The 25,274-nt window shown below is 72.4% G+C and carries 16 protein-coding genes and 1 tRNA gene; 12 read left to right on the top strand and 5 right to left on the bottom strand.

Going from position 1 to position 25,274, the window contains the following annotated elements:
* The first annotated feature begins 58 nt into the window (after nt 1–58).
* A complete protein-coding gene (locus JG540_RS07365; protein WP_234042991.1) occupies nt 59–3,025 on the top strand; it encodes a UPF0182 family membrane protein in 2,967 nt (988 codons plus the stop codon).
* A gap of 226 nt (nt 3,026–3,251) precedes the next feature.
* On the opposite strand, the gene JG540_RS07360 is transcribed toward JG540_RS07365, so the two are convergent.
* The 3 genes from JG540_RS07360 to JG540_RS07350 all read right to left on the bottom strand — a co-directional run bounded on the left by JG540_RS07360 (nt 3,252) and on the right by JG540_RS07350 (nt 7,890).
* Nucleotides 3,252–6,806 carry a hypothetical protein gene (locus JG540_RS07360; RefSeq protein WP_200275001.1) on the bottom strand — a complete coding sequence of 1,185 codons (3,555 nt, stop codon included), beginning with the start codon at nt 6,804–6,806 and terminating at the stop codon, nt 3,252–3,254.
* A 688-nt stretch (nt 6,807–7,494) separates the two neighbouring features.
* Nucleotides 7,495–7,568, bottom strand: a tRNA-Met gene (locus JG540_RS07355).
* 106 nt (nt 7,569–7,674) lie between these two features.
* Entirely contained in the window at nt 7,675–7,890 is a 216-nt protein-coding gene (locus JG540_RS07350) for a DUF3107 domain-containing protein (protein WP_200274998.1), read from the bottom strand.
* Between the two features lie 499 nt (nt 7,891–8,389).
* Here JG540_RS07350 and JG540_RS07345 point away from each other — a divergent pair, with 499 nt between their 5' ends.
* Nucleotides 8,390–12,130, top strand: a complete 3,741-nt coding sequence (locus JG540_RS07345; protein ID WP_200274996.1) for a UrvD/REP family ATP-dependent DNA helicase — start codon at nt 8,390–8,392, stop codon at nt 12,128–12,130.
* A complete protein-coding gene (locus JG540_RS07340) occupies nt 12,127–15,723 on the top strand; it encodes an ATP-dependent DNA helicase (protein WP_200274994.1) in 3,597 nt (1,198 codons plus the stop codon). The genes JG540_RS07345 and JG540_RS07340 overlap by 4 nt, the downstream gene beginning before the upstream one ends.
* Nucleotides 15,724–15,747: 24 nt before the next feature.
* On the opposite strand, the gene JG540_RS10720 is transcribed toward JG540_RS07340, so the two are convergent.
* On the bottom strand, nt 15,748–17,325 hold the full coding sequence (locus tag JG540_RS10720) for a phosphotransferase (RefSeq protein ID WP_200274992.1): 1,578 nt from the start codon (nt 17,323–17,325) through the stop codon (nt 15,748–15,750).
* Between the two features lie 519 nt (nt 17,326–17,844).
* Between JG540_RS10720 and JG540_RS07330 the strand changes: the two genes are divergently transcribed.
* From JG540_RS07330 to JG540_RS07300, 7 genes are all read left to right on the top strand, one after another.
* A complete protein-coding gene (locus tag JG540_RS07330) occupies nt 17,845–19,194 on the top strand; it encodes a CpaF family protein (RefSeq protein WP_200274990.1) in 1,350 nt (449 codons plus the stop codon).
* Complete coding sequence (locus tag JG540_RS07325; protein ID WP_200274987.1) at nt 19,194–20,045, top strand: type II secretion system F family protein; 852 nt, start codon at nt 19,194–19,196, stop codon at nt 20,043–20,045. Before JG540_RS07330 ends, JG540_RS07325 begins: the two co-directional genes overlap by 1 nt.
* Nucleotides 20,042–20,956 carry a type II secretion system F family protein gene (locus tag JG540_RS07320; RefSeq protein ID WP_200274985.1) on the top strand — a complete coding sequence of 305 codons (915 nt, stop codon included), beginning with the start codon at nt 20,042–20,044 and terminating at the stop codon, nt 20,954–20,956. The genes JG540_RS07325 and JG540_RS07320 overlap by 4 nt, the downstream gene beginning before the upstream one ends.
* Nucleotides 20,957–21,027: 71 nt before the next feature.
* Nucleotides 21,028–21,222 (top strand): hypothetical protein, encoded by a 195-nt coding sequence (locus tag JG540_RS07315; protein ID WP_200274983.1) that lies wholly within the window; start codon nt 21,028–21,030, stop codon nt 21,220–21,222.
* 37 nt (nt 21,223–21,259) lie between these two features.
* Nucleotides 21,260–21,643, top strand: coding sequence for a TadE/TadG family type IV pilus assembly protein (locus tag JG540_RS07310; RefSeq protein ID WP_200274981.1), 384 nt, complete (start codon nt 21,260–21,262; stop codon nt 21,641–21,643).
* Nucleotides 21,640–22,089, top strand: coding sequence for a peptidase T4 (locus JG540_RS07305; protein ID WP_234042737.1), 450 nt, complete (start codon nt 21,640–21,642; stop codon nt 22,087–22,089). Before JG540_RS07310 ends, JG540_RS07305 begins: the two co-directional genes overlap by 4 nt.
* On the top strand, nt 22,086–22,574 hold the full coding sequence (locus tag JG540_RS07300) for a glycosyltransferase (protein WP_234042736.1): 489 nt from the start codon (nt 22,086–22,088) through the stop codon (nt 22,572–22,574). Before JG540_RS07305 ends, JG540_RS07300 begins: the two co-directional genes overlap by 4 nt.
* Here the strand turns inward: JG540_RS07300 and JG540_RS07295 are convergent.
* A complete protein-coding gene (locus tag JG540_RS07295; protein WP_234042734.1) occupies nt 22,531–22,899 on the bottom strand; it encodes a CBU_0592 family membrane protein in 369 nt (122 codons plus the stop codon). The genes JG540_RS07300 and JG540_RS07295 overlap by 44 nt on opposite strands.
* Before the next feature lie 87 nt (nt 22,900–22,986).
* Here JG540_RS07295 and JG540_RS07290 point away from each other — a divergent pair, with 87 nt between their 5' ends.
* Together JG540_RS07290 and JG540_RS07285 are read left to right on the top strand one after the other, a co-directional pair.
* Nucleotides 22,987–23,898, top strand: a complete 912-nt coding sequence (locus tag JG540_RS07290) for a LysR family transcriptional regulator (RefSeq protein ID WP_200274978.1) — start codon at nt 22,987–22,989, stop codon at nt 23,896–23,898.
* A gap of 219 nt (nt 23,899–24,117) precedes the next feature.
* Nucleotides 24,118–25,203 carry a BMP family lipoprotein gene (locus tag JG540_RS07285; protein WP_200274976.1) on the top strand — a complete coding sequence of 362 codons (1,086 nt, stop codon included), beginning with the start codon at nt 24,118–24,120 and terminating at the stop codon, nt 25,201–25,203.
* Nucleotides 25,204–25,274: the final 71 nt, after the last annotated feature.

Raw genomic sequence — 25,274 nt, 5'->3', positions numbered from 1 at the left:
GGGCTCTGGCTCCGTGGCCCGGGGGGAGCAGTCCCCACGCCTGCCTGGCCCGCTGGTCATGACCATCAGCATCCTCGCGGTGGCGGCGACGGTGCTGGCATTCTTCGCGGACACCTGGACCGAGGTGCTGTGGTTCAACCAGATCGGCTTCGCCCGGGTGCTGTGGACCCGCTGGGGCACCATGTCGGTACTGTTCCTGGTGGGCCTGGTGGTTACCGCCGCCAGCGTGGGCACGGCTATGGTCCTGGCCCGCCGCGCCCGGATGGAGGACCCCACTGACGTGTCCAGCCGGAACCTGGCCGCCTACCGGGAGATGGTGGATCCGCTCTGGCGGCTGTTCTCCTGGGGGGCGCCTCTGCTCCTGGGGACCCTGGCGGCCCTGTGGGAGCTGGTGCCGCACTGGAGCAAGGTCCTGCTGGCGCTGCACGCGCACGAGTTCGGCACCACCGACCCCCAGTTCGGCCTGGACATCTCCTTCTATATCTTCCACCTTCCGCTGCTGCGCCTGCTGCTGGGCTACCTGACCCGTACCGTGCTCTTGGCCGGGGTGGTCAGCGTGGCCCTCCACTACCTGTACGGGGGCATAAGCCTGACGCGCTCGCCCCACGTGACCCGCCAGGCCCGCCTCCACCTGACCGTCCTGCTGGCCCTGTACTCGCTGCTGCGGGGCGCCTCCTACTGGCTGGGACGCTACGAGGCCCTGGCCTCCTCCAACGCCAAGTTCGACGGCGCCGCCTACACGGACGTCAACGCTGTGCTTCCCGCCTTGGCGATCCTGGCGGCGATCGCGGTGGTGATCGCCGTGCTCTTCCTATACTCCCTGCGCACCGAGTCCTGGCGCCTGCCGGTGATCGGCGTGGTGGTGAGCGTGGCCTCCGCGCTGGTCGTGGGCTGGGCCTACCCCGCCGTCGTGCAGCAGTTCGTGGTGGAGCCCAACGCCCAGGCGGAGGAGGCCCCTTACATCCAGCGCAACATCGACGCCACCCTGGCGGCCTACGGGCTGGGGGACGTGGAGAAGCAGGCCTATGACGCCCGCACCACCGTGGAGGCGGGCCAGCTCAAGGAGGACGCGGAGTCCACCACCTCCATCCGCCTGCTGGACCCCAACGTCGTCGCCCCTACCTTCCAGCAGCTCCAGCAGCAGAAGCAGTACTACTCCTTCACCTCCTCCATGAACGTGGACCGGTACGACATCGGGGGCAGCAGCAGGGACACGATCGTGGCGGTGCGCGAGCTGAACCTGGACGGCCTGGACGCCCAGCAGCAGACCTGGGTCAACACCCGCACCGTGTACACCCACGGCTTCGGGGTGGTCACCGCCCACGGCAACACGGCCACCTCGGACGGCTCCCCCTCCTTCTGGGAGGGTGGGATCCCCTCGCGCGGTGACCTGGGGGAGTACGAGCCGCGTATCTACTTCGGGCGCCAGTCGCCCAGCTACTCGATCGTGGGTGGCTCCGACGGCGCCCTGAACGAGCTGGACTACCCGGACGACGCCTCCAACGGGCAGGTCAACACCAGCTTCGCGGGAGACGGAGGCCCCGACGTAGGCAACCTGTGGAACAAGCTGCTGTACGCGATCAAGTTCCGTGAGGTGAACATCCTGTTCTCCGGGCAGGTCAACGCCGGCTCCCAGATCCTCTACGACCGCGACCCCGCCACCCGCGTGGCCAAGGTCGCGCCCTGGCTGACCCTGGACGCCAACCCCTACCCGGCGGTGGTGGACCACGACGACGACGCCTCCACCCCCAAGCGCGTGGTGTGGGTGGTGGACGGCTACACCACCTCCAACGAGTACCCCTACTCGCAGCACGAGTCCCTGGCGGAGGCCGTCACCGACTCCACCGGCGGCACCACCCTGCTGCGGGCTCCCGCCCAGGCCAACTACGTGCGCAACTCCGTCAAGGCCGTGGTGGACGCCTACAACGGCGCGGTCAAGCTCTACCAGTGGGACGAGCAGGACCCGCTGGTCAAGGCCTGGCAGGAGGTCTTCCCCGGCACGGTCAGCCCCATGAGCGAGATGAGCGCGGACCTGATGGCCCACATGCGCTACCCCGAGGACCTGTTCAAGGTGCAGCGCGACGTACTGGCTCGCTACCACGTCACTGACGCCGCCGAGTTCTACTCCGGTGGGGACTTCTGGAAGGTGCCTGACGACCCCACCAAGGACGGGGACTCGCCCCAGTCCCCCTACTACCTGACCCTGCAGATGCCGGGCCAGGAGCGGGCCAGCTTCTCCCTGTCCAGCGTGTACATCATCGGCGGCAACACGGACCGCAACGTGCTGACCGGGTTCCTGGCGGTGGACTCGGAGACCGCCACGGGGGAGAAGGGCAAGCGGGCGCCCGGCTACGGCAGGCTGCGGCTGCTGGAGCTGCCGCGCTCCTCCAACGTGGCGGGACCGGGACAGGTGCAGAACAAGTTCAACACCGACCCGGTGGCCAGCCCGGTGCTGACGCTGATCGGCCAGCAGGGGAGCCAGGTCATCAAGGGCAACCTGCTGACGCTGCCGGTGGGCGGGGGGCTGCTGTACGTGCAACCGGTTTACGTGCAGTCCTCGGGGGACACGCACTTCCCGCTGCTGCGCAAGGTACTGGTCCTGTTCGGGGACAAGGTCGGCTTCGCGGACACGCTCTCCGAGGCCCTGGACAAGGTGTTCGGGGGCGACTCGGGGGCCACGACCGGTGAACAGGTGGTGGACGGCAACGCGGGAGCGGCCAATGACACCTCCAAGCCGCCCACGGACCCTGCGGGTGGTGGCGACTCCACCGCGGCCCCGCAGCCCAGCTCGGAGCCCCAGGCCACCGTGGATCCCAGCACCCCGGCGGGCACCGCCCCGGCACCGGGGGGCAGCGGGGACCCGCAGGCGGACCTGGACAAGGCCCTGCAGGACGCCAAGACCGCTATGACAGACTCGGAGGCGGCGCTGAAGGCGGGTGACTGGGCCAAGTACGGTGAGGCCCAGAAGCGCTTGAACGACGCCTTGAACCGGGCCCTGGAGGCTGACGGGCGCCTGAACGGGTAGCGGACTGGCCGCTGGCTACCCAGTAGGCCCCGGCTGCCTGCACCTACCTGGTGCGGGTGGCCGGGGCTCTGCTACTTGCGCGGGCTCGTCAGCGACGGGACCGGGCTGGGTACGTGTTGACTCGGCAGGGAAGCGGGCAAGCCGCTGGGGACCGGCCCAGGTGCGGCTGCTGCTGGCAGGGACAGGCGGGCCCAGTGGGCCCGGCGCGCGGCTCGGGGCCCTAGCGTCAGCCGCGGTGGCGTCCCCGCCGGGCCCGCAGCAGCGAGAAGGCGCCCAGCCCCGTAGCGGCCAGCACCGCCAGCGTGGCCAGAGGCGGGTGGAAGCGCAGCCCCGTCCCCGGGGCGACGGCGGCACCTGGCTGCGGGCCGGCGGGCAGGAACAGACCGCCGTGCTGCGGGGATCTGGCTCCGGCAGCCTGCGCCACCGGGGCTGACAAGGGAGGCGGTTGCATGCTGCTGCCAGGTGGTCTGGGGGCGGCGCTGGGTGGCAGCGGGAAGGTCCCAGGCGGTACCGGCAGGGCACTGGCCGACGGCGTCGCCTCCGGGGTGGCGCTGCCAGCAGCGTTCCCCAGGTCCTGCTCCGGGATGGTAGCCGGGGACGGCTCCGCGGCGTCGCTGGGGCCTGGTGGGGGCGTGACCGCTGGACCGCCGGTAGGCCGAGCCGGGGCGGAGGCCGGGAGAGGGGTGGTCGTCGGCCCGACGGCGGGGCTGGTGGTCCTGCTGCCGTTGTCGCAGCGTGGGACGGCCGGGCTGGAGGCAGAGGCGTCGCTGGGCGCTGAGGCTCCAGGGGCTGGGGACAGCGGCCCGGGGCCGGGGTGGGCGCAGGTGGGGGCGCTCCCGGTCGGGGCGGCCGTCACGGAGGGGCTGGCAGCAGTCGGGGCTGCCGGGGGGCTCTGGGGTGGGCGGGTAGGCGCCAAGGGTGTGGGCCGGGGCATCCTGCTGGCGCCTGCTGCGGGAGCGTCGCTGGGGCTGCCGGTGGTGGAGGCACCTGGGTGACGGGGGCTGGCCGGGGTCGGGGCCGCCTGTGGGGAAGGCTCAGGCAGGTGCGTGCTGGTTGCCTGCCCTCGGGTGGGGGAGGGGCGCGGGTTCGGGACCGGCAGGGCCGAAGGGCGGGCCGAGGGGCCTGCCGAAGGCGCTGTGCTGCTGTGGTCCGGGGCGGGGACACCAGGGCCCGGCGTGCTGGTGGCGCCCGCTGTGGCTACCTGCTCACCGCCGGTGGGCGACGTCGTCGCCGCCGTGCCGGGGCCCGCCTGCGGCCCCGGGCTGGCGCTGCCTGCCGGAGAGCTCGTTGCCGGGCCACCGCCGGCTGGCGCCTCCGGGGCCGCCCCGGCAGGGAAACGGTACAGGCCGCTCGTGCTGCCTGACGGTGCCGGGGCCAGCACCAGCACCTCCTGGGAGGTAACGGCCAGGGCCGCAGGGCTGCCGGAGGAGGCCACCACCTCACCCAGGCGCGCCCAGGAGCCAGCCAGGTCCAGGGGGGAGGTGTAGACCTCCACCAGGTCACCGGGACCCGAAGTGGTAAGCAGGTAGACGGTCCCGCCCTTGATCATGACCTGCACACGCTTCAGGGCAGAGGGCAGCCCGGTGGCGGGCACGCTCCGCAGCACCCGGCCCTCCGGGCCCAGCAGCTCCACCGAGGCGCCGCCCGCGGTGGTGGCGCGTACCACCAGTGAGCGCTCCTCCGGCCCGCTGCCCCAGGTGCCTGCCGCCTGGCTGTGCGGAGACTGCTCCAGGCTGTGGGTCTCCTGCCAGGCACCAGACTCCAGCCGCAGCGTCACCGCCCTGGGGCTGTCCGGCTGACCGGCCAGCACCGTGGGAGCGCCCCCGGTCTGGGTCAGCACCGGGTTGGCTAGCGGGCCCGGCAGCTGGGGGCCCACCGGCTCCAGGCCCTGGCCCGGCACGAGGCGCAGCAGCTGCGGCTGCCCGCCCTCACCCCCGGCCAGGGCGTAGAGCTCCGTGCCCAGGGCGGTCAGCAGCGGCGCGTCGGTCGGGGCGGTGGTGGCCTGCTCCGCCACCTGGGTCCACTGGGACCCCTCATAGGCCCACAGGACCACCCGGGGGGCCTCCGTGGTGTTGTCGGGCGCCAGCAGGTAGAGCCGCTCCTCCACCCAGGACAGGACCGGGGTTCCCCACTGCCGGGTGGGGTCGAGCGCAGGCGCGCCCAGGGCGTGCCAGGCCCCGCCGGAGAAAGCGGTGACTGCGTAGGCGCCGTCGGGCTGCTTAGCCACTGCGGCCACAGCGCCTCCGGGAGAGCTGGTGACTGACGGCGTGCTGGCGGCGTCGGCTGCCAAGGCACCGGCGGGGAGGCTAGCGGGAGCCTGCACCAGGGACCACGCGGGCTGGCCGGACAGGTCCGGCACGCTCAGCCTGAAGGTTAGGGAGTCGTCATCCTGCTCCAGCACCTCCACGATCAGGCCGGAGTTACGGCCCAGGGAGTCCACGATCGCGTCGGCCTGGATACCGGCGGACAGCTGGGAGGAGCCCAGGCGGGAGCGCACGCCGTAGCGGGGCCCTGCCACCGCGAAGCGCCCGCTGGGGGCGGTCAGGGTAGCCTCAGCCAGACGGCCGGCGGCGTCGAGTACACCGGTCTCCCCGGGGCGGAATACGTACAGGTAGTCGCGGCCTACGCCCTCCTTGCCCGGACGGGCGGCGCCGGTGCTGGCGGCTGCAGGGTTGACGCGGTAGACGAGCAGGCCGGAGCGGGGAAGGCTGCGGTCGGGTGCGGGGGCGCCGGGCTTGTACTCGCTCTTGCGCCGGTACTCCAGCACGAAGGACTCAGTCGGGTTCAGGGGGGAGGCGATCCTGACGGCCTGGGGGCCGGCGGCGGAGCCGAAGCTGTGGAGAGTGACCGTCTGGTTGCCGGGGGTGGAGGGCAGGCGCTGGATGCTGGTCCAGCCCAGGTCCTCCCGGCTCTGGGCCAGCGGCAGCTGGTTGGCGGCCTTGGCCCGAGGGTCCCAGGGGCCGACGGGGCCGGTGGGGTCCTCCCGCTCAGCCTCGCTGCGGTACAGCGGGGGCAGCCCCAGGACTCCCAGGTACTCCTGCTTGACGGTGGAGTCCCCCAGGCCGAGGGTGTAGTCGGGGCTGTCGGTCTCGGTGTGGCGGGCGGGGAGCAGGCTGTAGTCGCTGACCGCCAGCCCGTCTACGCCGGTGCTGGCTGACAGCCTGCCGTGGTGCGGCCACAGCAGGGGGGAGGAGGCGGTGACCGGCTCGCTGACAGAGACCTGCACCAGCACCGAGAGGTGGTCCACCTGATGGTCCTGGTTGGTGTCCCACTGGGCGGAGGCCGGGGTGTCCAGGGCGTCCAGGGCGGCGACCACGTCCTGGAGCAGCTGGGTGCCTGCGGGCTCGGTGGAGGCGGTGGAGGCGGACTCGTACTGGGTCTTGGTGCGGGGTAGGTCTATGTAGGTCACCTGGGTGTCTGGGCCGGAGGGGCCGCTGGCGTCCTGGGGGAAGAAGGAGGAGACCTTGCGCTGGTTGGCGGAGACGTGGCGGATGTAGGCGTCCAGGGAGAGCACGGAGGCCAGGATCTGGTCCGGCTGGCTGGTGTACTGGGCCTTGAGCTGGGTCCAGCGGCTGAGGTTCTTGTGGATGGGGTGCCTGGCGTTCAGGCCGGTCTGCTGGTCTCCGACCGTGTCTCCTTTGAACCTGGCGACGACGACGACGTTGGCCTCCCCGGTGCTGGCGGTGGCGACGGAGTAGGGGGCGGCAGGGTGCTGGATGGTAGTGAGGGCTGCCAGTGAGATGGTGGAGAGCAGGGCGACTGTTCTCGAGCTCGGGTGCACAGCAGGCTCCTGGGTCTAGGGGACTGTGGGAGCATAACCGATATGAAATGGCGTTTCTAACGCAGATCAATTAGGCGGGTTTCATGGCTGGTGCTTGTGTGTCTGGAGTGGTTGAGCTGAAGAGTGTTGCGTTTCCAGTAGCAAATTGACCGCCGGTAAGGGGGTGGGGGGCCTTCTGGGCGGGTTTGGCGGGGTGGTGGGTCTTATGTCATGGGAGCGGATTGGTCTCGGTCGGGTTTCTGCCGGGCTACGACGTTTTGTCACTGGCGGAGGCTTAGGGGTCATTCGTTAGCAATGATGTGGCAAAGGCGGGGTTGCTATCTCAACGTTCTGTGATGCGGGGTGGGGTGGTGCTGCTGCTCTAGTCCTCCGCCAGTGACAGTTTCCGGGCGGGCAGTGCCAGGGTGTGCGCTGGCGGGTAGGTCCGGCGGGGTGGTGGAGCGCGCCCGGGCGGAGGAAGTCTTAGCGGCCGCGGCACGGGTAGTCCCTGGGGTGGTGGAGCGTGCGGGGTCTCGTGGGCGTCTCGCGTCTGCGTTGGCGCCTGGAGGATGCTGTAGGTCCAGGCGACTACAGGGCAGTGCTCGGGCGACAGGAAGAAAGTCGGGGCAGAAGGCCTGGGTAGCAAGGCCCGGGCAGCGCAAGAGCCCGGCCCCTGCTGGGACCGGGCTCCGTGCCGCTACGGCGTCAGTGGCGGGGACAGGATTCGAACCTGCGACCTCCGGGTTATGAGCCCGGCGAGCTACCGAACTGCTCCACCCCGCGGCGATGCCTAGAACTCTAGACCGCTCCTCTGTACGGTAGCAAATCCTTCCGGCGTGCCTTTCCTCACCGGCCTGTGACCGGGGAGACGAAAAGGTGGTGGTCTGCCTCAGAGCCCGAAACCTACCCGCCGGGGTTCAACCTCGCCGAGCTCCACGTAGGCCAGGGAGCCTGCCGGGACGAACACCTTGCGGCCCCGGTCGTCAGTCATAACGACGTCACCGGTGGCTGCGCCGCTCAGGCGGGAGAGCACCTCGTCCTGGGACTCGGAGGTCTCCAGGGTGAGCTCCCGGCTGGCGTGCTTGATGCCGATGGTGACCTTCACAGTGCCTCCTCAGGTAAGCCGCACGTTCTGGGCTGGCGCGTGCAGCGGGACATGGTTGCGCAACAGCCTAGGCTCTACGCTGGCGGCCACCGGCACGGAAGGGGGTAGCGAGGCCCGGTTTCGCAGCGCGCGGACGCTCGCCTGCGGGAACTCTGGACCCTCGGTGGGCAGCCGACGTCGAGGGCGGCGGGTTGCGGCCCGGCCCGCCTTCAGGGCCGGCGGAGGAAGGCCGGGCCGTGCCCGCGGCAAGAGCTGTGGCGCCCGCGCAGAGCCTGGTGCCGACCTCGAGGGCGCAGGACCTGACGCATCGAGGCCCTGTGGGTCACCGATGAGGGCCGTGCCGATCTCGCAGGCGCAGGACCTGACCTCGCGGAGACAGGCTAGGAGCGCTGCTGCTCGAGTCGGCCCCTCGCGCCGGGATTAACTCGTCACGGAACCCGCGTCCGCACGAGCATGGTGTGCGCGAGTTTGTGTCACAGGCTCGTGGTGTCATTGACCCATGCCTTCCCAACCCGCCAGCCCCGTCGTCAAGCTGCTGCCGCCCTTGGCGCCGGTGCCGCTGCCACAGCCTGACTCCTGCGGCCAGCTGGTCCTGGAGGCGGTGCGGGGCGGAGGGAACCTGGTGGTGCTGGGTGCGGCGGGCACCGGCAAGACGGAGCTGGCCCTGCACGCCCTGGTGGAGGCGGTAGGCCAGGGGCGTGACACCGTGCTGCTGGCCCCCACCCGGGCGCGGGCGGACCGGCTGCGCCAGCGGGCCGCCCACCTGCTGGCTCAGGCCGGGAAAGGCGCCGGGGAGGTGCGCGTGCGCACTCCCGTCTCCCTGGCGCAGAGCATCCTGACCACCTTCCTCACCCGCCGTCCCGACCCGCTGCCCCCACCGGTCCTGCTTACCGGTACGGAGGAGGACACCGTGCTCGCGCAGATGGTCCAGGCCGTGGAGTGGCCGGGGCTGGCGCCGGAGGCGGTGGGCTCCCGGGCTCTGCGCTCCGAGCTGCGCAACGTCCTGGCCCGGGCGGGGGAGCTGGGGGTCGGTGCGGAGGAGCTGCGTGAGCTCGGGCAGGTGCTCCAGGTGCCGGTGTGGGAGCCGGTCTCCGCCCTGCTGCGCACCTGGGACGCGCAGGGGCGGGCCTCGGCGGCGCGGCGCTCCCAGGTACGCAAGATGGACAGCGTGCGCCTGCAGGACCGGGCCGCGGAGGCACTGCGTGACTGGGACCGTGAAGGCGTCCTGGAGCCCCGGCCGGTCCCCGCGCTGGTGCTGGTGGACGACTACCAGGACTGCACCGCTGCCACCGCCCGGCTGCTGGCCCAGCTCGCCCAGCCGGACACGCAGGGGCACCGTGCCCAGGTGGTGGTGTTCGGTGACCCGGACGTGGCGGTGGAGACCTTCCGGGGCGGTTCCCCCAGCCTGCTGGAGGAGGCCCGGTCCCGCAGGACCCTGGCGGCGCAGCTGCTGGTCCTGGGCGTCCGGCACCGAGGTAACGCCGCCCTGCTCAAGGTATGGCAGGACCAGGCCGCCCGGGTTCCGGTCACCGGGAGCCCGGCCTACCGGCAGGCGTCCTTCCCGGACGTGCCGGACCTCCCTGCACCTTCCCGGAGAGCAGGCCAGGTGCGACAGTACCTCCCGGGCGTGCCGGAGGTCCCGGAGGTACCGGCGGTGCCGGACCGGGACGGGCAGGCTGGACTAGGGGTGGCCCTCCGCACCGGCACCCCGTCAGCAGGCTCGGCGCAGGACGGCGCGCCCCACGGCGTCAGCGTGCTCCTGGCCTCCTCCCCGGTGCAGGAGGCAGCGCAGGTGGCCCGTACCCTGCGCGCGGAGCACGTCCACCACGGCACGTCCTGGAGCAGCATGGCCGTGGTGGTGCGCTCCGCCAAGCAGGTGCGGGTGGTCGCGGGGGAGCTACGACGGCGGGGAGTCCCCCTGGCGGCCTCTCAGCCAGCGGTTCTGCTGCGCTCGGAGCCTGCTGCTGCCGCTCTGCTGGACGTGGTCCAGGCGGCCGTGGCCCAGCAGCTCGGGCAGGGACCGGGCAGCCTGCCCGAGCACGCGGCGGCCATGGCGCTGCTGGGCAGCCCGCTGGTGGGGCTGAGCAGCCTGGACCTGCGGCGGCTACGGCGTCATCTGCGCCAGGGAAGAGCAGCCGAGGCCAGCCCAGACCAGTACCTTCTGGAGACGGTCAGCAGCCCGGAGGCCGCTGCCGGGCTCGCCCAGGAGCAGGTCGGCTCCCCGCTGCGCCACCAGTGGGCCCTGGTCTGGCGGGCCGCCCAGATCATCGCGGCCCTGCGTAGGCTCACCGGCCCGGCGGCCGGGACGTTGCAGGCGGGCGGTCTTGGGGCCGCGCTCGTCCCGCCGGAGGAGGGGGCCGCTACCGCCTTGGCTGAGGGGGGTGCTGCCAGCTCTGTGGCTGGGAAGGGGCCGGTCCCCTCTCCTGCTGGCGGGGGAGCGCAGGCAGGAGGCCAGCCTGCGGCGGCACCGGGGCCTGACGTGGAGGCCCTGCTGTGGGCCGCCTGGGAGGCCTCCGGCTGCGCCGCCCGCTGGCAGGCCACCGCCCTGGGCCTGCCAGCGCCCAACGAGACCGTGGGCCCCGCCGCCACTGCTTCGGCAGGTACTCCGAAGGTCTGGCCGAGCCCGCAGGACGGCCGGGTGGACCCCGAGCTGCAGGAGGCTGCCGAGCACGACCTCGACGTGGTCACCACCTTGTTCAAGCGCGCGGAGGTCTGGGCGGAGCGGCACCCCGGGGCCCGGGCCCAGGACTTCCTGGCCGAGGTCGCCGCCGAGGCGCTGCCGTCGGACTCTGTGGCCCCCCAAGGCATACGCCCTGAAGGCGTGCAGGTACTCACCCCGGCCAGCGCTGCCGGAGGGCAGTGGGAGCTGGTGGCGGTCATGGGGCTGGAGCGTGACGCCTGGCCGGACCTGCGCCTGCGAGACTCCCTGACCCGCTCCGGCCTGCTGGTGGACGCCGTCACCGGGCGGCTGCCCCTGGGCGCGGACGGCACCCCCCGCAGCCAGGTGGACCCGGTACTGGCCCGCGCCCAGGTGCGCGGCGATGAGCGGCGCATGCTCCTGGCCGCCCTGACCCGTGCCAGCCGTCGGCTGCTGGTCACCGCTGTCAGCGACGCCGAGCACGCCCCCTCGTCCTTCCTGCTGGAGATCGCCCAGGCAGCAGGCACGCCCGTGCTCGACGACGACGGCCAGCCGCTCCTTCAGGAGGACGTCGGCGACCTCACCCTGCGCGGCCTGGTAGCCGAGCTGCGCCAGCACCTGCTGGTCGGCGCCCTCCCGGAGGCCTCCGACACCAGGCGGGCGCGGGCGCAGGCAGCCGCGCAGCTGCTGGCCGAGCTGGCCGACCAGGGGGTGACCGGAGCCGCCCCGGAGCAGTGGCTGGGGCTCCAGGGCCCCACCTCCCAGGAGCCGCTGGTGGCGGCAGGGCAGGTCGTGCAGGTCAGCCCCTCCGCCGTCGAGTCCCTAACCCAGTGCCCGTTGCGCTGGTTCCTGCAACGGCACGGCGCCGGTGACGCGCCCTCCGTAGCGCAACGGCTGGGTGACCTGGTGCACCAGCTCGCCCAGGAGCAGGAGGAGCAGGGCCTCAGCCGGGACAGGCTCCTGGAACGCTTTGAGACCCTGCTGCCCACGCTGGGCTACCCCGCTACCTGGCTGGGGCAGGTGGCGGCAGACCACGCCCGGGAGGTGGTCGAGCGCCTGGCCACCTACCTGGAGTCCGTGCTCGAGCCAGCCCTGGTGGAGCAGGAGATAACCGCGGAGCTGCTGCTGGAGCCTGCCGCCGGGAGCCCGGGAGCCCCGGTCCCGGTGCGGGTGTCCGGACGCATCGACCGCCTGGAACGGCTGCCGGGGCCGAGCACCGCCCCCCAGGGGAAGGTCCGCCTCATAGACCTCAAGACCGGGCAGCGGGTCTACAGCGAGGCCAGCCGCCATCCCCAGCTGGCCACCTACCGGCTGGCGCTGGAGGCCAACGGCTACGAGGTGGACGGCGCCGCCCTGGTGCTGCTGGGCAAGGAGCCGCGCAAACGTCACGGTGGCCTGCCCGCCTTGGAGCCCCCGGGGGCGGCCCTGGACCCCAGCCCCGACCCCGACAGCGGGCAGGACTGGGCCCGCGAGCTGCTGCGGGAGGCCGCGCAGGCCGCCAGCGGACCCACCCTGCTGGCACGCAGCGGGGAGCAGTGCCGCAGCTGCTCCGTCAAGGACTCTTGCCCGATCCAGCCAGAAGGCCGCAGGACCATCGTATGAGCACCACCCCCCAGCCCCAGCGCCTGACCTCCCCGGGCCTCGATCCCGAGTCCCCGAGCCCTTCCCTCCAGTCCCCGGGCCTGGCCTCCCGGGACCTCACCCCCGAGCAACTGGCCCGCGCCCTGGGGGTGCACACGCCCACCCCCGAGCAGTCCCAGGTCATATCCCACCCTCTCAGCCCCGTGCTGGTGGTGGCGGGGGCCGGCTCCGGCAAGACCGCCACCATGAGCCAGCGGGTCGTCTACCTGGTGGCCAGCGGCCAGGTGCGCCCGGAGCAGGTCCTCGGGCTGACCTTCACCCGGAAGGCGACGGCGGAGCTGGACCAGCGCGTAGCCACCAGGCTCTCCCAGCTCGCCGCCTCGGGCCTGCTGGAGGGGCAGGCGCAGGAAGCCCCGGAGCCGACCATCGCCACCTACAACTCCTTCGCCGGGAGCATTGTGCGCGACCACGGGCTGCGCATCGGAGCCGCCCCTGACTCGGTGCTCATAACCGAGGCCCGCGCCTGGCAGATCGCCTCCGGCCTGGTGGAGTCCTGCACCGAGCCGCTGCCTCTGGACAAGGCGGGCTCCGCCACGTCCCTGGTGCTGCGGCTTGACGCCGCCCTGTCCGAGAACCTGCTGAGCGTCCCGCAGGCGCAGGAGCAGCTGGCCGACCTGGAGGAGCTGTTCACGGCACTGGCCGGGGTCCGGGGGCTCAAGAGCATCATCGGCAAGGCCCCTGGCAACCTGCGCACCCAGCGTCAGATGCTGGGGCTGGTGCAGGCCTACCGGGACCATAAACGGCGCCACAACCTGCTGGACTTCGGGGACCAGGTGGCCCTGGCCTGCCGGGTCTGCGAGGAGGTCCCCGAGGCCGTCCACGCCCTGCGCGCCCAGTACCCCGCCGTGCTCCTGGACGAGTTCCAGGACACCTCGGTGGCCCAGCTGCGCCTGCTCTCCGCGCTGTTCGCGGGCAGTGGGGTCACGGCGGTCGGGGACCCCAACCAGGCGATCTACGGCTGGCGGGGAGCCAGCGCCGGGGCCCTGGACACCTTCCACGCCCGGTTCAACCCGGCAGGCACCGCCGCCGTAGCCGCTGGCGGACCGGCTGCCACCCACACCCCGGTCCTGCAGCTGTCCACTGCCTGGCGCAACGACCGGCGCATCCTCCAGGCCGCCAACGTCACCTCCGGGCCGTTGCGCCACCACCAGCCGCAGGCGGGGGACCCGCGCACCGAGCACATACCCGTGCAGGAGCTCGTGGAGCGCCCTGCGGGCACCGGGCTGGCTGACGGCCTGGTGGCGGGAGCCTTCCTGCAGGACCCGCTGCAGGAGGCCGAGCACATCGCCCGCTTCCTGGATGAGCGCTGGGGTCCCACCGCCCAGATGGCGGTCCTGTGCCGGACAAGGGAGCAGCTGGGGCCCGTGGCCCAGGCGCTGGAGGCCCACGGCCTGCCCTACGAGGTGGTGGGCCTGGGCGGGATGCTCTCCGTGCCAGAGGTCGCCGACGTGCGCGCCCTGCTCACGGTCGCAGCCGACCCGGAGCGGGGCGACCGCCTGGTGCGCCTGCTCACCGGCAGGCAGATCGGGGCCAGCGACCTCCAGGCGCTGCACCGCCTGTCCCGCAGCCTCCTGCGCCGTACCTCCCACAGCCCGGGCTGGCAGCCGGACAGTGAGGAGGCGGAGCACCCCCTGCTGGCCGAGGCCGTAGAGCACCTCACCCGCCTGGACGAGCAGGAGCAGCCTCCGACGGCGCCCGGTCTCAGCGAGCCGGGCCGACGGGCCGCCGTCGCCCTGGGGCGGGCGGTCCGGCGCGCCCGGCGGGCCCTGGGCCTGCCCCTGCCGGAGCAGGTGGTGCTGGCTGAGCGGGCGCTGGGGCTGGACATCGAGGTCACCGCCCGCGTCGGCAACCCGTTGGGGCGCCGGGCGCTGGACGCCTTCCGTGCCACCGCGGAGCAGTTCACCGCCGACATGGAGGCCCCCACCCTCACCGGGTTCCTGCAGTGGCTGGACACCGCTGAGGAGCGGGAGGCTGGATTCGCCGCCCCAGAGGTGGAGCCGGAGCCGGGTGCGGTGCAGGTGCTCACGGTCCACGCCTCCAAGGGCCTGGAGTGGGACACCGTGTGCGTCTGCGGCCTGGACGAGCAGGTGTTCCCCTCCTACCGGGCCAAGCCCACGGACGACCTCACCCTGGTGACATCCGGCTGGATGACCAGCGCGGAGGAGCTGCCCCACCCCCTGCGTGCCGATGCCGACACCCTGCCCCCCTTCACCCTGGGAGGCATGGAGCCCGCTGCAGAGCAGGCCGCTGACCTCAAGCAGGAGCTGGCGGTCTACCGGGAGGCGCTGGGCAGGCACAGCCTGGCGGAGGAGCGGCGCCTGGCCTACGTGGCCTTTACCCGGGCCCGGCACGACCTGCTGCTGACCGGCTCCCACCTGGCCAAGGGGGCCAGCAGCCCCCGCCCCGTGTCCCGCTTCCTGGCCGAGCTGCGACGCCGTGAGCTGGTCACCCCCTACGGTGACGGCTGGACGGAGCCCGACCCGCAGGCCCTGAACCCGCTGGTAGCCTCTCAGGCCACCGGTACCTGGCCGCATGAGACCAGCCCCGACACGCGGGAGGGCCGGTTGCAACAGGCTCGGCTGCAGGCCGCCCAGCTGGTCAGGCAGGCCCGGACACGGCCCGCAGAGACAGGCCCTGCCGGAACGCCTGGCACTGGGCTACCGGAAGCTGGTCCGCTGGGCACTGGGCTGCCGGACGCCGGACTGTCTGGCGCGGCACTGCCTGGCAGCAACCGGGCCACCGTCGAGGCCCCCGCCCCCGCCCCCCGGGTGGCGCGCTGGTGCACGGAGGCGACGCCGTCCGGCGCCAGGCGGCCCGGTAGCGGCCTGACTGACACTGACGCGGCTACTGCCGGGGCCCCTGCCCCTGACCTGCGGGTGGCGCGCTGGTGCACGGAGGCAGCCCTGCTGCTGGCCGAGCGCAGCCAGCTGGCGCAGGAGGTCCCCCAGGTGCGGCTGCCTGCGCACCTGGCCGCCACCAAGGTCGACGACCTGCGGGAGCGGCCGGACGAGCTCGCGCTGGCGCTGCGTCGTCCCCTGCCCCCCAGGCCCAGCCCGAGCAGCCGCCTGGGTACCGTGTTCCACGAGGCGGTGGCCCAGCGGCTGGCGGCGCAGGCCGGTCTGCTCAGCCTGCAGGAGGCCGGGGCGCCCCCGACCCTCAGCCCGGCTGACCGCCAGCAGGTGGAGTCCTGGCTGCAGGTCGTCGAGTCCCTGCCCCTGCTGGAGGGCTACGTGCTGGCGCACACGGAGAAGGAGCTGGAGACCACCCTGGCCGGGGTCACGCTGCGCTGCCGCCTGGACGCGGTCTTCAAGCAGGTGGACGGCGGGGGCTGGCTGATCGTGGACTGGAAGACAGGGCGTCAGGAGGTCCCGGTAGAGCAGCTGAGCGTCTACGTCCACGCCTGGGCCCGGGCGCAGGAGGTCGAGCCGGAGAGCGTGCGGGCCGCCTACGTGTACGTGGCCCAGGCCGAGCCGTCCCGGCAGGTGCGTGAGCTCTCAGCCCAGCAGCTCGTGCCCCTGGAGGAGCTGACCCGTGCCCTAAGCCTCAGTGGCTGATCCCGGCCCAGGACCCGCCGGGACCTACTCGACGGTTGAGGAGGTGAGGATGTCCTCGTCACTGAGGTCGTCAATCAGGCCCAGGGTGCTGTCGGCCAGAGGCGTGGCCGCCTGCCCCAGACGGCTGCGGGTGCCCGCCCCGGGCCGCGCAGAGGGACGGGAGCGGAGGCCGTCCCCGCCGGAGGCCGGAGGAACCGGAACGCCCACCGGCTCCGTGACGGCGCCGTCACCCGGCCCGCCCGCTCCCTGTGCTCGGGAGCCTGTTCGCCGGTTCTGCCCGTTGCCGGACACCCCCAGACGGCCTAGATCGTCCTGCGGCTCCTTCTCCTTGTGCAGGACCGTGGTGCCAGTGGGGGCGGCAGGCACCACACTGAGCTGCACCGTGGCGGGAGCCTGGCTGGGAACCGGCTGGTGCTGCTGCACTGGCGCCTGCCTGCCGCTGGGGGGGACCTGGCTCAACGTCTCGGTGACCTCGCCGTCCCTCTGCGGGGCAGGCGCTGGCTCCTCAGGCTGCTCCACACCGACCATCGCCACGTCCAAGGTGGTGTCATCGGGGGAGGTGACGCGGGCGGAGCTCACCGGGGCCAGGTGGGCCTCTATCTCCTCCACCAGGGGGTCGTCCCCCACCTGCTCCAGCAGGTCCGCGAGCATGGCGACGGCGTCCTCCACCACCGTCTCGTCCTGGGACCGCACCCCGTGCAGCAGCCACCGCGCCAGGCCCAGCTCACTGACCAGCTCGGCCCGGTCCCGCAGGTGCTTGTCCACCCCCTCGCTACGGGCGATGTCGTAGCCGTTCTCGATCGAGTCCAGGCACTCCAGGGGCACGGAGGCGTACACCCAGGCCAGGTCCTCCGCCGGGTCACCGACATGGGCCTGGGACAGGCCCCGGATGCCCACCACGCCGCCGCCAGCGACCAGGACGTTCTCCTCAGCCAGGTCACCGTGGACCACGACCGGCCGGAAACGCCACAGGGCAGGGTGCCGCAGCGCCTGCCGCCAGCGGCGTACCAGCTGCTCAGGCAGCCTCCCGGTCCTCTCAGCCTCGTCCAGGAGCTGGACCCAGCGCTGGCGCACCTCCTGCGCGCTGTAGGACGGCAGCCCCGCCTCGTTTATCACGGACACCGGCAGCTCATGCAGCTCACCCAGCGCCCGGCCCAGCCCGGAGGACAGCCCGGGGCCGGGGTGCAGCCTGCGCAGGTCTATGGGGGAGCCGGGCAGGTAGGTGCGCACCTGGACGTGCGTCCCCCCGGTACGCACCGATCCCGCCACCCGGGCCACCTGGAAGGAGACCCGCCCGTCGTCCGCCACCCGGCCGATGGACCGCAGCACCCCGGCCTCAGCCTCCAGGGAGGCGCCGGTGGCGTCGTCCTGGGGCTCCAGCACCTCCCAGGTGCGGCCCGCAGTGTCTACCACGCCGATCTGCCGCAGTTCAGGAGAGCTGTTCTGGGGGGTGGTCAGGCGGGCCGGGTCCAGGCCGGGCACCGCCACCGAGGCCAGTGCTGCCAGGGACAGGGCGGAGCGCTGCTTGGCAGCGGCTCTGCTGCGCGCGGTTGAAGCCACAGGCGCTGCGTTGAGGGGCGGCGGCGCGGGGGAGTCAGGCATGTGTCCACCGTATGCGAGGGCGGGCCAGGACCGCCAGATCACCGGTAGAAGGAACGTGTGCGGATGTTACGGGAGCCGGGTCGGCCTGTACGGCCCCAGGAAGCAGCCTGCTGCAGGAACCGGCGCAGGGTAACCAGCTTGTGGCCCCTGCAGCCGTAGGGCAGGCGCCGGGCTTGGCTCGGTAGTCCAGTTACGGGGCGTGCCGCCCGCAGCCGGAGGGTAGGCCATGCCGTCAACCGTTATCCGACACCCGCTAGTGCCGTCCGCGCCGCAGCCGGAGGGGCGGTGGCGGGCACCGGGCTGGTGCCAGGAGCCGTGGCCAGGGCGCGCCGTCAGGGCCAGTTATTTATCCACAGATCTGGCAGCCTGCCCCCGCGCGCCGGAAAGTAGGCATAACCTTTCACCTGCTTCCCGGGAGCTGGCACCCCTGCCCCGGCAACCGGGACGGGCGCGCTGACGCGCCCTTAGCAAGCTGTCCCTGACAATCCAATCCCTGAGCACACTGACTGAGAGGTCATCTTGGACGCAGCCGCAATCCTCAGCGCGGAGGTGCGTGAGCTGGTGCGCCGACGCGGCGTAGACCCGCTCCACGACGCCACTGCCTTCGAGGCGCTGGTCTCGGAGGCGGGGGCGGACTACCTGTCCCGGGCCGACGCCGGGCTGGTGCCGCCCCTGGCCGACTACGACGCCGCCGCGCAGGCCGCCTTCGACTCCCTGGCCGGGGCGGGCTCCCTGCAGCGCTACCTGGTGGACGACTCGGTGGAGGAGATCTGGGTCAACGGGGAGGACCGGGTCTTCGTGGCCCGCAACGGGCGCCCTGAGCTGACTACCACCCTGCTGGAGGAGGGGGAGCTGCGGGTGCTGGTGGAGCGCATGCTGCGGGTCTCCGGGCGGCGCCTGGACCTGTCCTGCCCCTTCGTGGACGCGCAGCTGCCCACCGGGGAGCGGCTGCACGTGGTCATCCCCCCGATCACCTCCGCCAGCTGGGCGCTGAACATACGCAAGCACACCACCCGCTCGGCCCGGCTAAGTGACCTGGCCCGGATGGGCTCCCTGACCCCGCAGGTGGCGGCCTTCCTGGAGGCCTCGGTACGAGCGGGCCTGAACATCGTGGTCTCCGGGGCCACCCAGGCAGGCAAGACCACCATGGTGCGCGCCCTGGCCGGAGCCATCCCGGCCAGCCAGCGGGTCATCACCTGCGAGGAGGTCTTTGAGCTGGCCCTGGCCAACCGAGACTGCGTGGCCATGCAGACCCGCGCCGCGAACCTGGAGGGCGTCGGGGAGATCACGCTGCGCCGTCTGGTCAAGGAGGCCCTACGGATGCGGCCCGACCGGCTCCTGATAGGTGAGGTGCGGGAGGCGGAGGCCCTGGACCTGCTGATCGCCATGAACTCCGGCATCCCATCCATGTCCACCCTGCACGCCAACTCCGCCCGGGAGGCGGTGCTCAAGCTGTGCACCCTGCCGCTGCTGGCCGGGGAGAACGTGGGCTCCGCCTTCATCGTCCCCACCGTCGCCACCGCCGTGGACCTGGTGGTCCACCTGGATATCGACGCCGACGGCCGCCGTACCCTCCGGGAGGTGGCGGCGGTGCCGGGCCGGGTGGAGGAGGGCGTCATCGAGATGGCGGAGGTGTTCCACCGGGACGCACAGGGCCGCCTGGTGCGCGGGCAGGGGCAGCCGCCCCACCCGGAGCGCTACGCCCGGGCGGGCACGGACCTGGCGGCCCTCCTGGCTGGCGACGGCGTCGCCGCGGCTTCCTCGTGGTCACCCTGGACGCCGGGGCCGCAGCCCGGGGCCTGGCCTGAGGCACCTGCACGTCGGCGGCAAGCCGGTGACCGGCTGCGCGGCGCAGAGGCGGGCCGCTGATGGGGGCGGTCGCGGGCGTGCTGGCAGGCTGCGGCCTGCTCCTGGTCTGGCTGTCCCTCACCACTGAGGTACCTCGCTGGCGTCCGACGGGCTCCAGGCACCTGGCCGACCTGCTGGTACAGGCGGGCGTGGGACGCACCAGTCCCACGACCTTCGTGCTGGGGGCGCTGGCCCTGGCCGGGGTGGTGGGGCTGTTCTTCCTGGGCTTCTCCCGGGCCTGGCCGGTGGCCCTGGCATTCGGGACGATTACGGGGCTGGCCCCCTACTGGGCGGTCTCCGCGCGGGCACGTTCCCGCCGTACGAGCCTGCGGGAGGTCTGGCCGGAGGTGGTGGACACGCTGGTCTCGGGCACGCGCGCAGGCATGAGCCTGCCGGAGGCGGTCTCCGCGTTGGGCGAGAAAGGCCCCCTGGCGGTGCGCCCGGAGTTCGCCGCCTTCGCGGCCGACTACAACGCCACCGCCCGTTTCGACCTGTGCCTGGACCGCTTGAAGGACCGCTTCGCCGACCCGGTGGCTGACCGGATCGTGGAGGCGCTGCGCCTGGCCCACGAGGTGGGCGGCGTGGAGCTAGGGAACCTGCTGCGTGCACTGGCCCGGATGCTGCGGGAGGACATGCGCACCCGGGGCGAGCTGGAGGCCCGCCAGTCCTGGACGGTCAACGGTGCCAAGGTCGCGGTGGCGGCCCCCTGGCTGGTGCTGGCCCTGCTGTCCACCCGCCCCCAGGCGGCGGCAGCCTACTCCAGCGCCACCGGGGCCCTGGTGCTGGTGGCGGGGGCCGGGGCGAGCGTGCTCGCCTACTGGCTGATGCTGCGTCTGGGGCGCCTGCCGGAGGAAGAACGGGTGCTGCGATGAACCTGGGTGCGCTCGCGGGAGGCGGGCTGGGGATCGGGGTGCTGCTGTTGCTGTCCGCCTGGCGCGCCCGTAGGCCACGGCTGGCGGAGAGGGTGGCCCCCTACATGCGTTTCCGGCGTGGGGCCCAGGCTGCGGCTGGGCAGGTCCCTGGCTCGCGCACGGTCTCTGCGGCCTTGCTGAGCCAGGTGGGTGCGGCGGGGCGGTTCTTTGAGTCGATCGGCTCCTCGGAGGCCTCAGTGCGGCGGCGTCTGGGGCGCAGCGGCACCACGCTGACGGTTGAGGAGGTACGGCTCCAGCAGGTCCTGTGGGCCGGGGCCGCCATGGCTGTGGCGGCCGGGGGCGGTCTGCTGCTGCGCAGCGTCCGTCCGGTGAACCTGCTGGCGGTGGCGGTCCTGGCCGTGGTGGCGGCGGGATTGGGGGCGGCGGCCCGCGACTGGTGGCTGAGCCAGACGGTCAGCCGCCGGCAGGCGGCTATCGAGGCCCAGCTGCCGGACGTGGTTGAGCTGCTGGCGCTGGTGGTCGGCGCCGGGCAGGGGCCGGTGGCGGCGATGGAGCGTGTCGTCGGCCTGGGCCAGGGGGCCCTGATCGACGAGCTGGCCCTGACCCTGGCGGACGTGCGTGCGGGCAGCACGCTGGGGGCCGCCATAGGGCGCCTGGACAAGCGGGTGGGGGCCCTGAGCGTCACGCGCCTGGCTGACGCGGTGTCCGCCGCCCTGGAGCGGGGCACCCCCTTGGCGGAGGTGCTGCGGGCCCAGGCGGCGGACGCCCGGGAGGCCTCGCGCAGGCACCTGATCGAGGAGGGCGGCCGCCGGGAGATCGCCCAGATGGTGCCGGTGGTGTTCCTGATCCTGCCGATCACCGTCATGTTCGCCCTGTTCCCGGGACTGCTGGTGCTGCGCCTGGGGCTGTGAGGCCTCTAGATCACCGGGTGCCCCGTGCACCTGGAAACCGACCCTGACAAACCGCTCCAAGGAGGAGACCAATGGTACTGACACACCTCAGGAAAGGGCTGCGCATGCTGGGCCACCGGCTGGGGGCGGAGCGTGGGGACGTGCCCGGCTGGGTGCTGGTGACGATGATGACCGCTGGCCTGGTGGTGGCCCTGTGGGCGGTGGCGGGCCCCGCCCTGACCGACGTGTTCACCCAGGCGATGTCCAAGGTCACCGGTGCGATCTGAGCGGCGGTCGTCGGGTGGCGAGCGCGGGTCCGCGCCGGTGGACTTCGCGCTGGTCTCCGTGCTGGTGGTGGCCCTGGGGCTGGGACTGCTCCAGCTGGCCCTGGGACTGCACGTCCGTAACGTCCTGGTGGACGCAGCCGGTGAGGGGGCTAGGCGGGCCGCCCTGCTGGGAGGCTCCGAGGCTGAGGGGCGCGCCCGGGTCGCGGAGCTGGTCGCCCAGGCCCTGACAGACGACTACCTGCAGCAGGTGGAGGTCCGGCGGGTGAGCCGGGGCGGGGTGGCGGTCGTGGAGGTCACGGCCAGCGCGCCGCTGCCGGTGCTGGGGCTGCTGGGGCCCGCCGGGACCCTGCGGGTGAGGGCCCACGCCGTCGACGAGTCAGCGCTGACCAGCGACCCCGACGGTGCGGGGCGCCAGCCATGAGCCGCGCGCGCCGGTGGGACCGGTGGCTGCGGGACCAGGCGGGCAACGCCCAGGTGGAGTTCGTCGGCTGGGTGGTGGCGGTGCTGCTGCCGGTGGCCTACTTGGTGGTGGCCCTGGCCGGGGTGCAGGCGGCCAGCTTCGCCACGACGGCGGGGGCGCAGGCGGCGGCACGGATGCTTATCAGCTACCCGGGGGAGAAGGGCCTGGACCTGGCCCGCAGCTCGGTGGTCCTGGCGCTCACGGACCAGCGCGTCGACGCCGACGAGGCCGCCCGGGCGCTCACGGTGGAGTGCGAGCGCCCGGGCTGCGCCGGTGGACAGGCGGTGGTACGGGTGGCGGTCGGGGTGGATCTGCCGGTGCTCAGCGCGGTCGGGCTGGGGCAGGACGTCCTCGTGGTGGACGCCGTGCAGCAGGTGTCCCTGCCAGCGGGACCGGAGCAGCCGTGAGCCGGGGCAGGGAGGCGGCTAGCCGCCTGTGGGCGCGGCTGCGGGCGCGTCTGCGGGCGGAGGAGGGGCAGGTGCTGCTGCTGGGAACGGGCCTGCTGGCGGTCGTCCTGGCCCTGGTGCTGCTGGTGGCCTCCGTCAGCTCCGTCTACCTGGACCTCAAGCGGCTTACGGGCCTGGCGGACCTGGCGGCGGCCAGCGCCGTCGCCAACGTGGACCAGGACCAGTACCTGCGCACGGGGGCCAACGCGGACCGGCCGCTGGACGACGCGGGGGTCAGCCAGGCAGTCCACGCCTACATGCAGCAGGTGCGGACAGAGGGCGGGCTGACCGGTGTGGAGGTGGTCAGGGCCACCAGCCCTGACGGGGCCAGCGTGCGGGTGGAGCTACGGGGGCGTTCCCAGCCGCCCTTCCTGCCCTGGGGCGTGATCGGCGCGGAGGGCTTCACGCTGCGGGCCCAGGCCTCCGCCCGAGTGGCGCAGCGCTGAGGGACCGGCGCCACCAGGCGCTGACCCGCCACTGGGCGGCCGCCTGCACCTGGTTCTGGGCCAGCTGGGCGATGTAGGCGCGCTTGACGGTCATGAGGATGTTCAGCCCTACCAGCACGTAGAAGATGTTGGCCACCGCGCTGGGCCAGGCCCCGGTGCGGGCGCAGTTGAGCAGCAGCAGCACGGAGGCGGACAGGTTCAGGGCCTGGTAGCGCAGCGAGTCCCCGGCGAGCCGGCCCTTGGACACCAGGAAGTAGGCGAGCAGGAACTCGGCGGCCCCGATCCAGCCGCCGACACCGATGAGCAGGTCAACCACGTCAGTCACAGGCGGCATCCTGGGGCACCGCCAACCTGAAGATCAATTACATAGACCTTCATGTGGCCTGTAGTGAGACTGAACTATGCTCGGGGGGTGAACATCTCGCCCCACCGCATCAACGTGCTGCTGGCCGTGCAGCGGGCCGGAGGCGTTGTGGCGGCAGCGGATTCCCTGCGCCTGACCCCCTCCGCCGTGAGCCAGCAGATCAAGCTCCTGGAGAAGGAGACCGGTCTGCGCGTGCTCAACCGCACACCGGCGGGGGCCACGCTGACCCCGGCCGGGCGGGTGCTGGCGGACGCCGCGGAGCGCATCGAGGTGGAGCTGGCGACCGCCCGCCGGGAGCTGGCCGCCGTTGACGCCGCCGCCCCGGCCGGGACCGTGCGCATCGGCTCCTTCTCCACCGCCATCCGGGCCCTGCTGCTGCCGCTCCTAAGCTCCCTGGAGGCCGCCTACCCGGCGGTTGAGTTGGTGGTCGAGGAGGTGGAGGAGCGGGCGGCCCTCAAGCGGCTGCGCCACGGGGAGCTGGACCTGGTGCTCCTGGAGCGCGACGAGCACACCCTGCCGCCCGCGCCCCGCGCCACCGCGGACCTGCCTCTGCTGGACGAGTCCTGGCTGGTGGTGGTGCCCCCGGGCTGCCCGGCCCCCAGCAGCCTGGCGGACCTGGCGGGGGTGACCTGGATCGACCTGGACCCCCACACGGCGGGTGCCTTCGCCCTGACCCGGCTGGCCCAGCAGCTCGCGGTCCCGCTGGAGACCCGGCACGTCGCCTACGACTACGACGTGGTGCTGGCCATGGTCAGCCAGGGGCTGGGGCACGCCCTGCTGCCGGAGCTGGCGGTGCGCTCGGGCTTCGTACCCGAGGGGGTGGTGGTGTCCCGGCTGCCGGGGCTGGGCACGCGCCAGCTTGTGGTGCGCCACCGGGAGACCCGCTCGGACCCCTCCGCAGCGGTGCGCGCGGTTCTGGAGGTGCTGCTGGCCCAGGTAGAGTCACTGGAGCTGGGGTGACAGACGCCCCGGCCACGGCGCCTCGCAGGTGGGGGGAACATACTCGGAGTCTCCGGCTGGCTTGACAGGCCGGGGAGGACGGACGACACTATTTGTCAAGCGTCAAAGTACAGATTGACATTCGTTAATCCCGACGGGTGTCCATCGCTTTGACGGGGCAGCACCCCAGCTGCGTCCCCCACCTGTTCAAGGGCGAACAACCAACCGGAGGAACACGATATGAAGACCCTCTCCAGGATTATTGCGGTCGCGAGCATCTCCGCGCTCGCCCTCGCCGGGTGCGGTGGTGGAGGCACCTCCACTGACGGCGGCAGGAAGGAAGCGAGCAGCTTCAAGGCCTGCGCCATCTCCGACGCCGGCGGCTGGGACGACAAGTCCTTCAACGAGTCCGCCTACCAGGGGCTCAAGGCCGCGGAGACCACCCTCGGCATCAAGACCAACACCGCTGAGTCCTCCTCGGACGCCGACTTCCAGCCCAACGTGGAGGCCATGGTCTCTGACGGCTGCAACCTGATCATCGGTGTCGGCTTCAAGCTGGAGCAGGCGCTGCACGCCAACGCCGACATCAACAAGGACCTGCACTACGCCCTGGTGGACTCCGGCTTCTCTGGCCCGGACAACCAGCCGGTCACCCTGGAGAACGGCCGTCCGCTGCTGTTCAACACCGCTGAGGCCGCCTTCCTGGCCGGCTACGTCGCTGCTGGCATGTCCCAGAGCGGCAAGGTCGCGACCTTCGGAGGTATCCCGCTGCCCTCCGTCAACATCTTCATGGACGGCTTCGCCGACGGCGTGGACGCCTACAACAAGGCCCACGGCGCCAGCGTCCAGCTCCTCGGCTGGGACAAGGCCACCCAGAACGGGGCCTTCACCAACAGCTTCGACGACCAGGCCCTGGGCAAGCAGCAGGCCCAGCAGTTCATCGACCAGGGCGCGGACATCATCATGCCCGTGGCTGGCCCGGTGGGCCTGGGAGCCGCCGCCGCCGCCAAGGCGGACGGTGACACCTACATCATCGGTGTGGACTCCGACTGGTACGAGGCCAACCCCGACTACAAGGACATCGTCCTGACCTCCGTGAAGAAGGAGATCGGGGCCTCCGTGGAGCAGGCCATTAAGGACTCGGTGGAGGGCAAGTTCACCTCTGAGCCCTATGTCGGCTCCCTGGCCAACGGCGGCGTGTCCATCGCCCCTTACCACGACTTTGACTCCAAGGTCCCCCAGGGGCTCAAGGCCGAGGTAGACAAGCTCACCGAGCAGATCAAGAGCGGCGAGCTCAAGGTCGAGTCGCAGAACACCCCCAAGTGAGCGTGACCTGAGGGCGTGGCGGAGGAGGCTCCGCCACGCCCTCAGGCTCCTTCGTCCGCGTCACGCGGTAA

This window comes from Actinomyces weissii (assembly GCF_016598775.1).
Taxonomy (GTDB): Bacteria; Actinomycetota; Actinomycetes; order Actinomycetales; family Actinomycetaceae; genus Actinomyces; species Actinomyces weissii.
This window is presented reverse-complemented; position numbering and strand designations above follow the sequence as displayed.

Excerpts from the sequence above, each read along its gene's own strand:
- JG540_RS07365 (WP_234042991.1), top strand. The coding sequence starts at position 59 with ATGACCATCAGCATCCTCGCGGTGGCGGCGACGGTGCTGGCATTCTTC.
- JG540_RS07345 (WP_200274996.1), top strand. The coding sequence starts at position 8,390 with ATGCCTTCCCAACCCGCCAGCCCCGTCGTCAAGCTGCTGCCGCCCTTG.
- JG540_RS07340 (WP_200274994.1), top strand. The coding sequence starts at position 12,127 with ATGAGCACCACCCCCCAGCCCCAGCGCCTGACCTCCCCGGGCCTCGAT.
- JG540_RS10720 (WP_200274992.1), bottom strand. The coding sequence starts at position 17,325 with ATGCCTGACTCCCCCGCGCCGCCGCCCCTCAACGCAGCGCCTGTGGCT.
- JG540_RS07325 (WP_200274987.1), top strand. The coding sequence starts at position 19,194 with ATGGGGGCGGTCGCGGGCGTGCTGGCAGGCTGCGGCCTGCTCCTGGTC.
- JG540_RS07320 (WP_200274985.1), top strand. The coding sequence starts at position 20,042 with ATGAACCTGGGTGCGCTCGCGGGAGGCGGGCTGGGGATCGGGGTGCTG.
- JG540_RS07315 (WP_200274983.1), top strand. The coding sequence starts at position 21,028 with ATGGTACTGACACACCTCAGGAAAGGGCTGCGCATGCTGGGCCACCGG.
- JG540_RS07305 (WP_234042737.1), top strand. The coding sequence starts at position 21,640 with ATGAGCCGCGCGCGCCGGTGGGACCGGTGGCTGCGGGACCAGGCGGGC.
- JG540_RS07285 (WP_200274976.1), top strand. The coding sequence starts at position 24,118 with ATGAAGACCCTCTCCAGGATTATTGCGGTCGCGAGCATCTCCGCGCTC.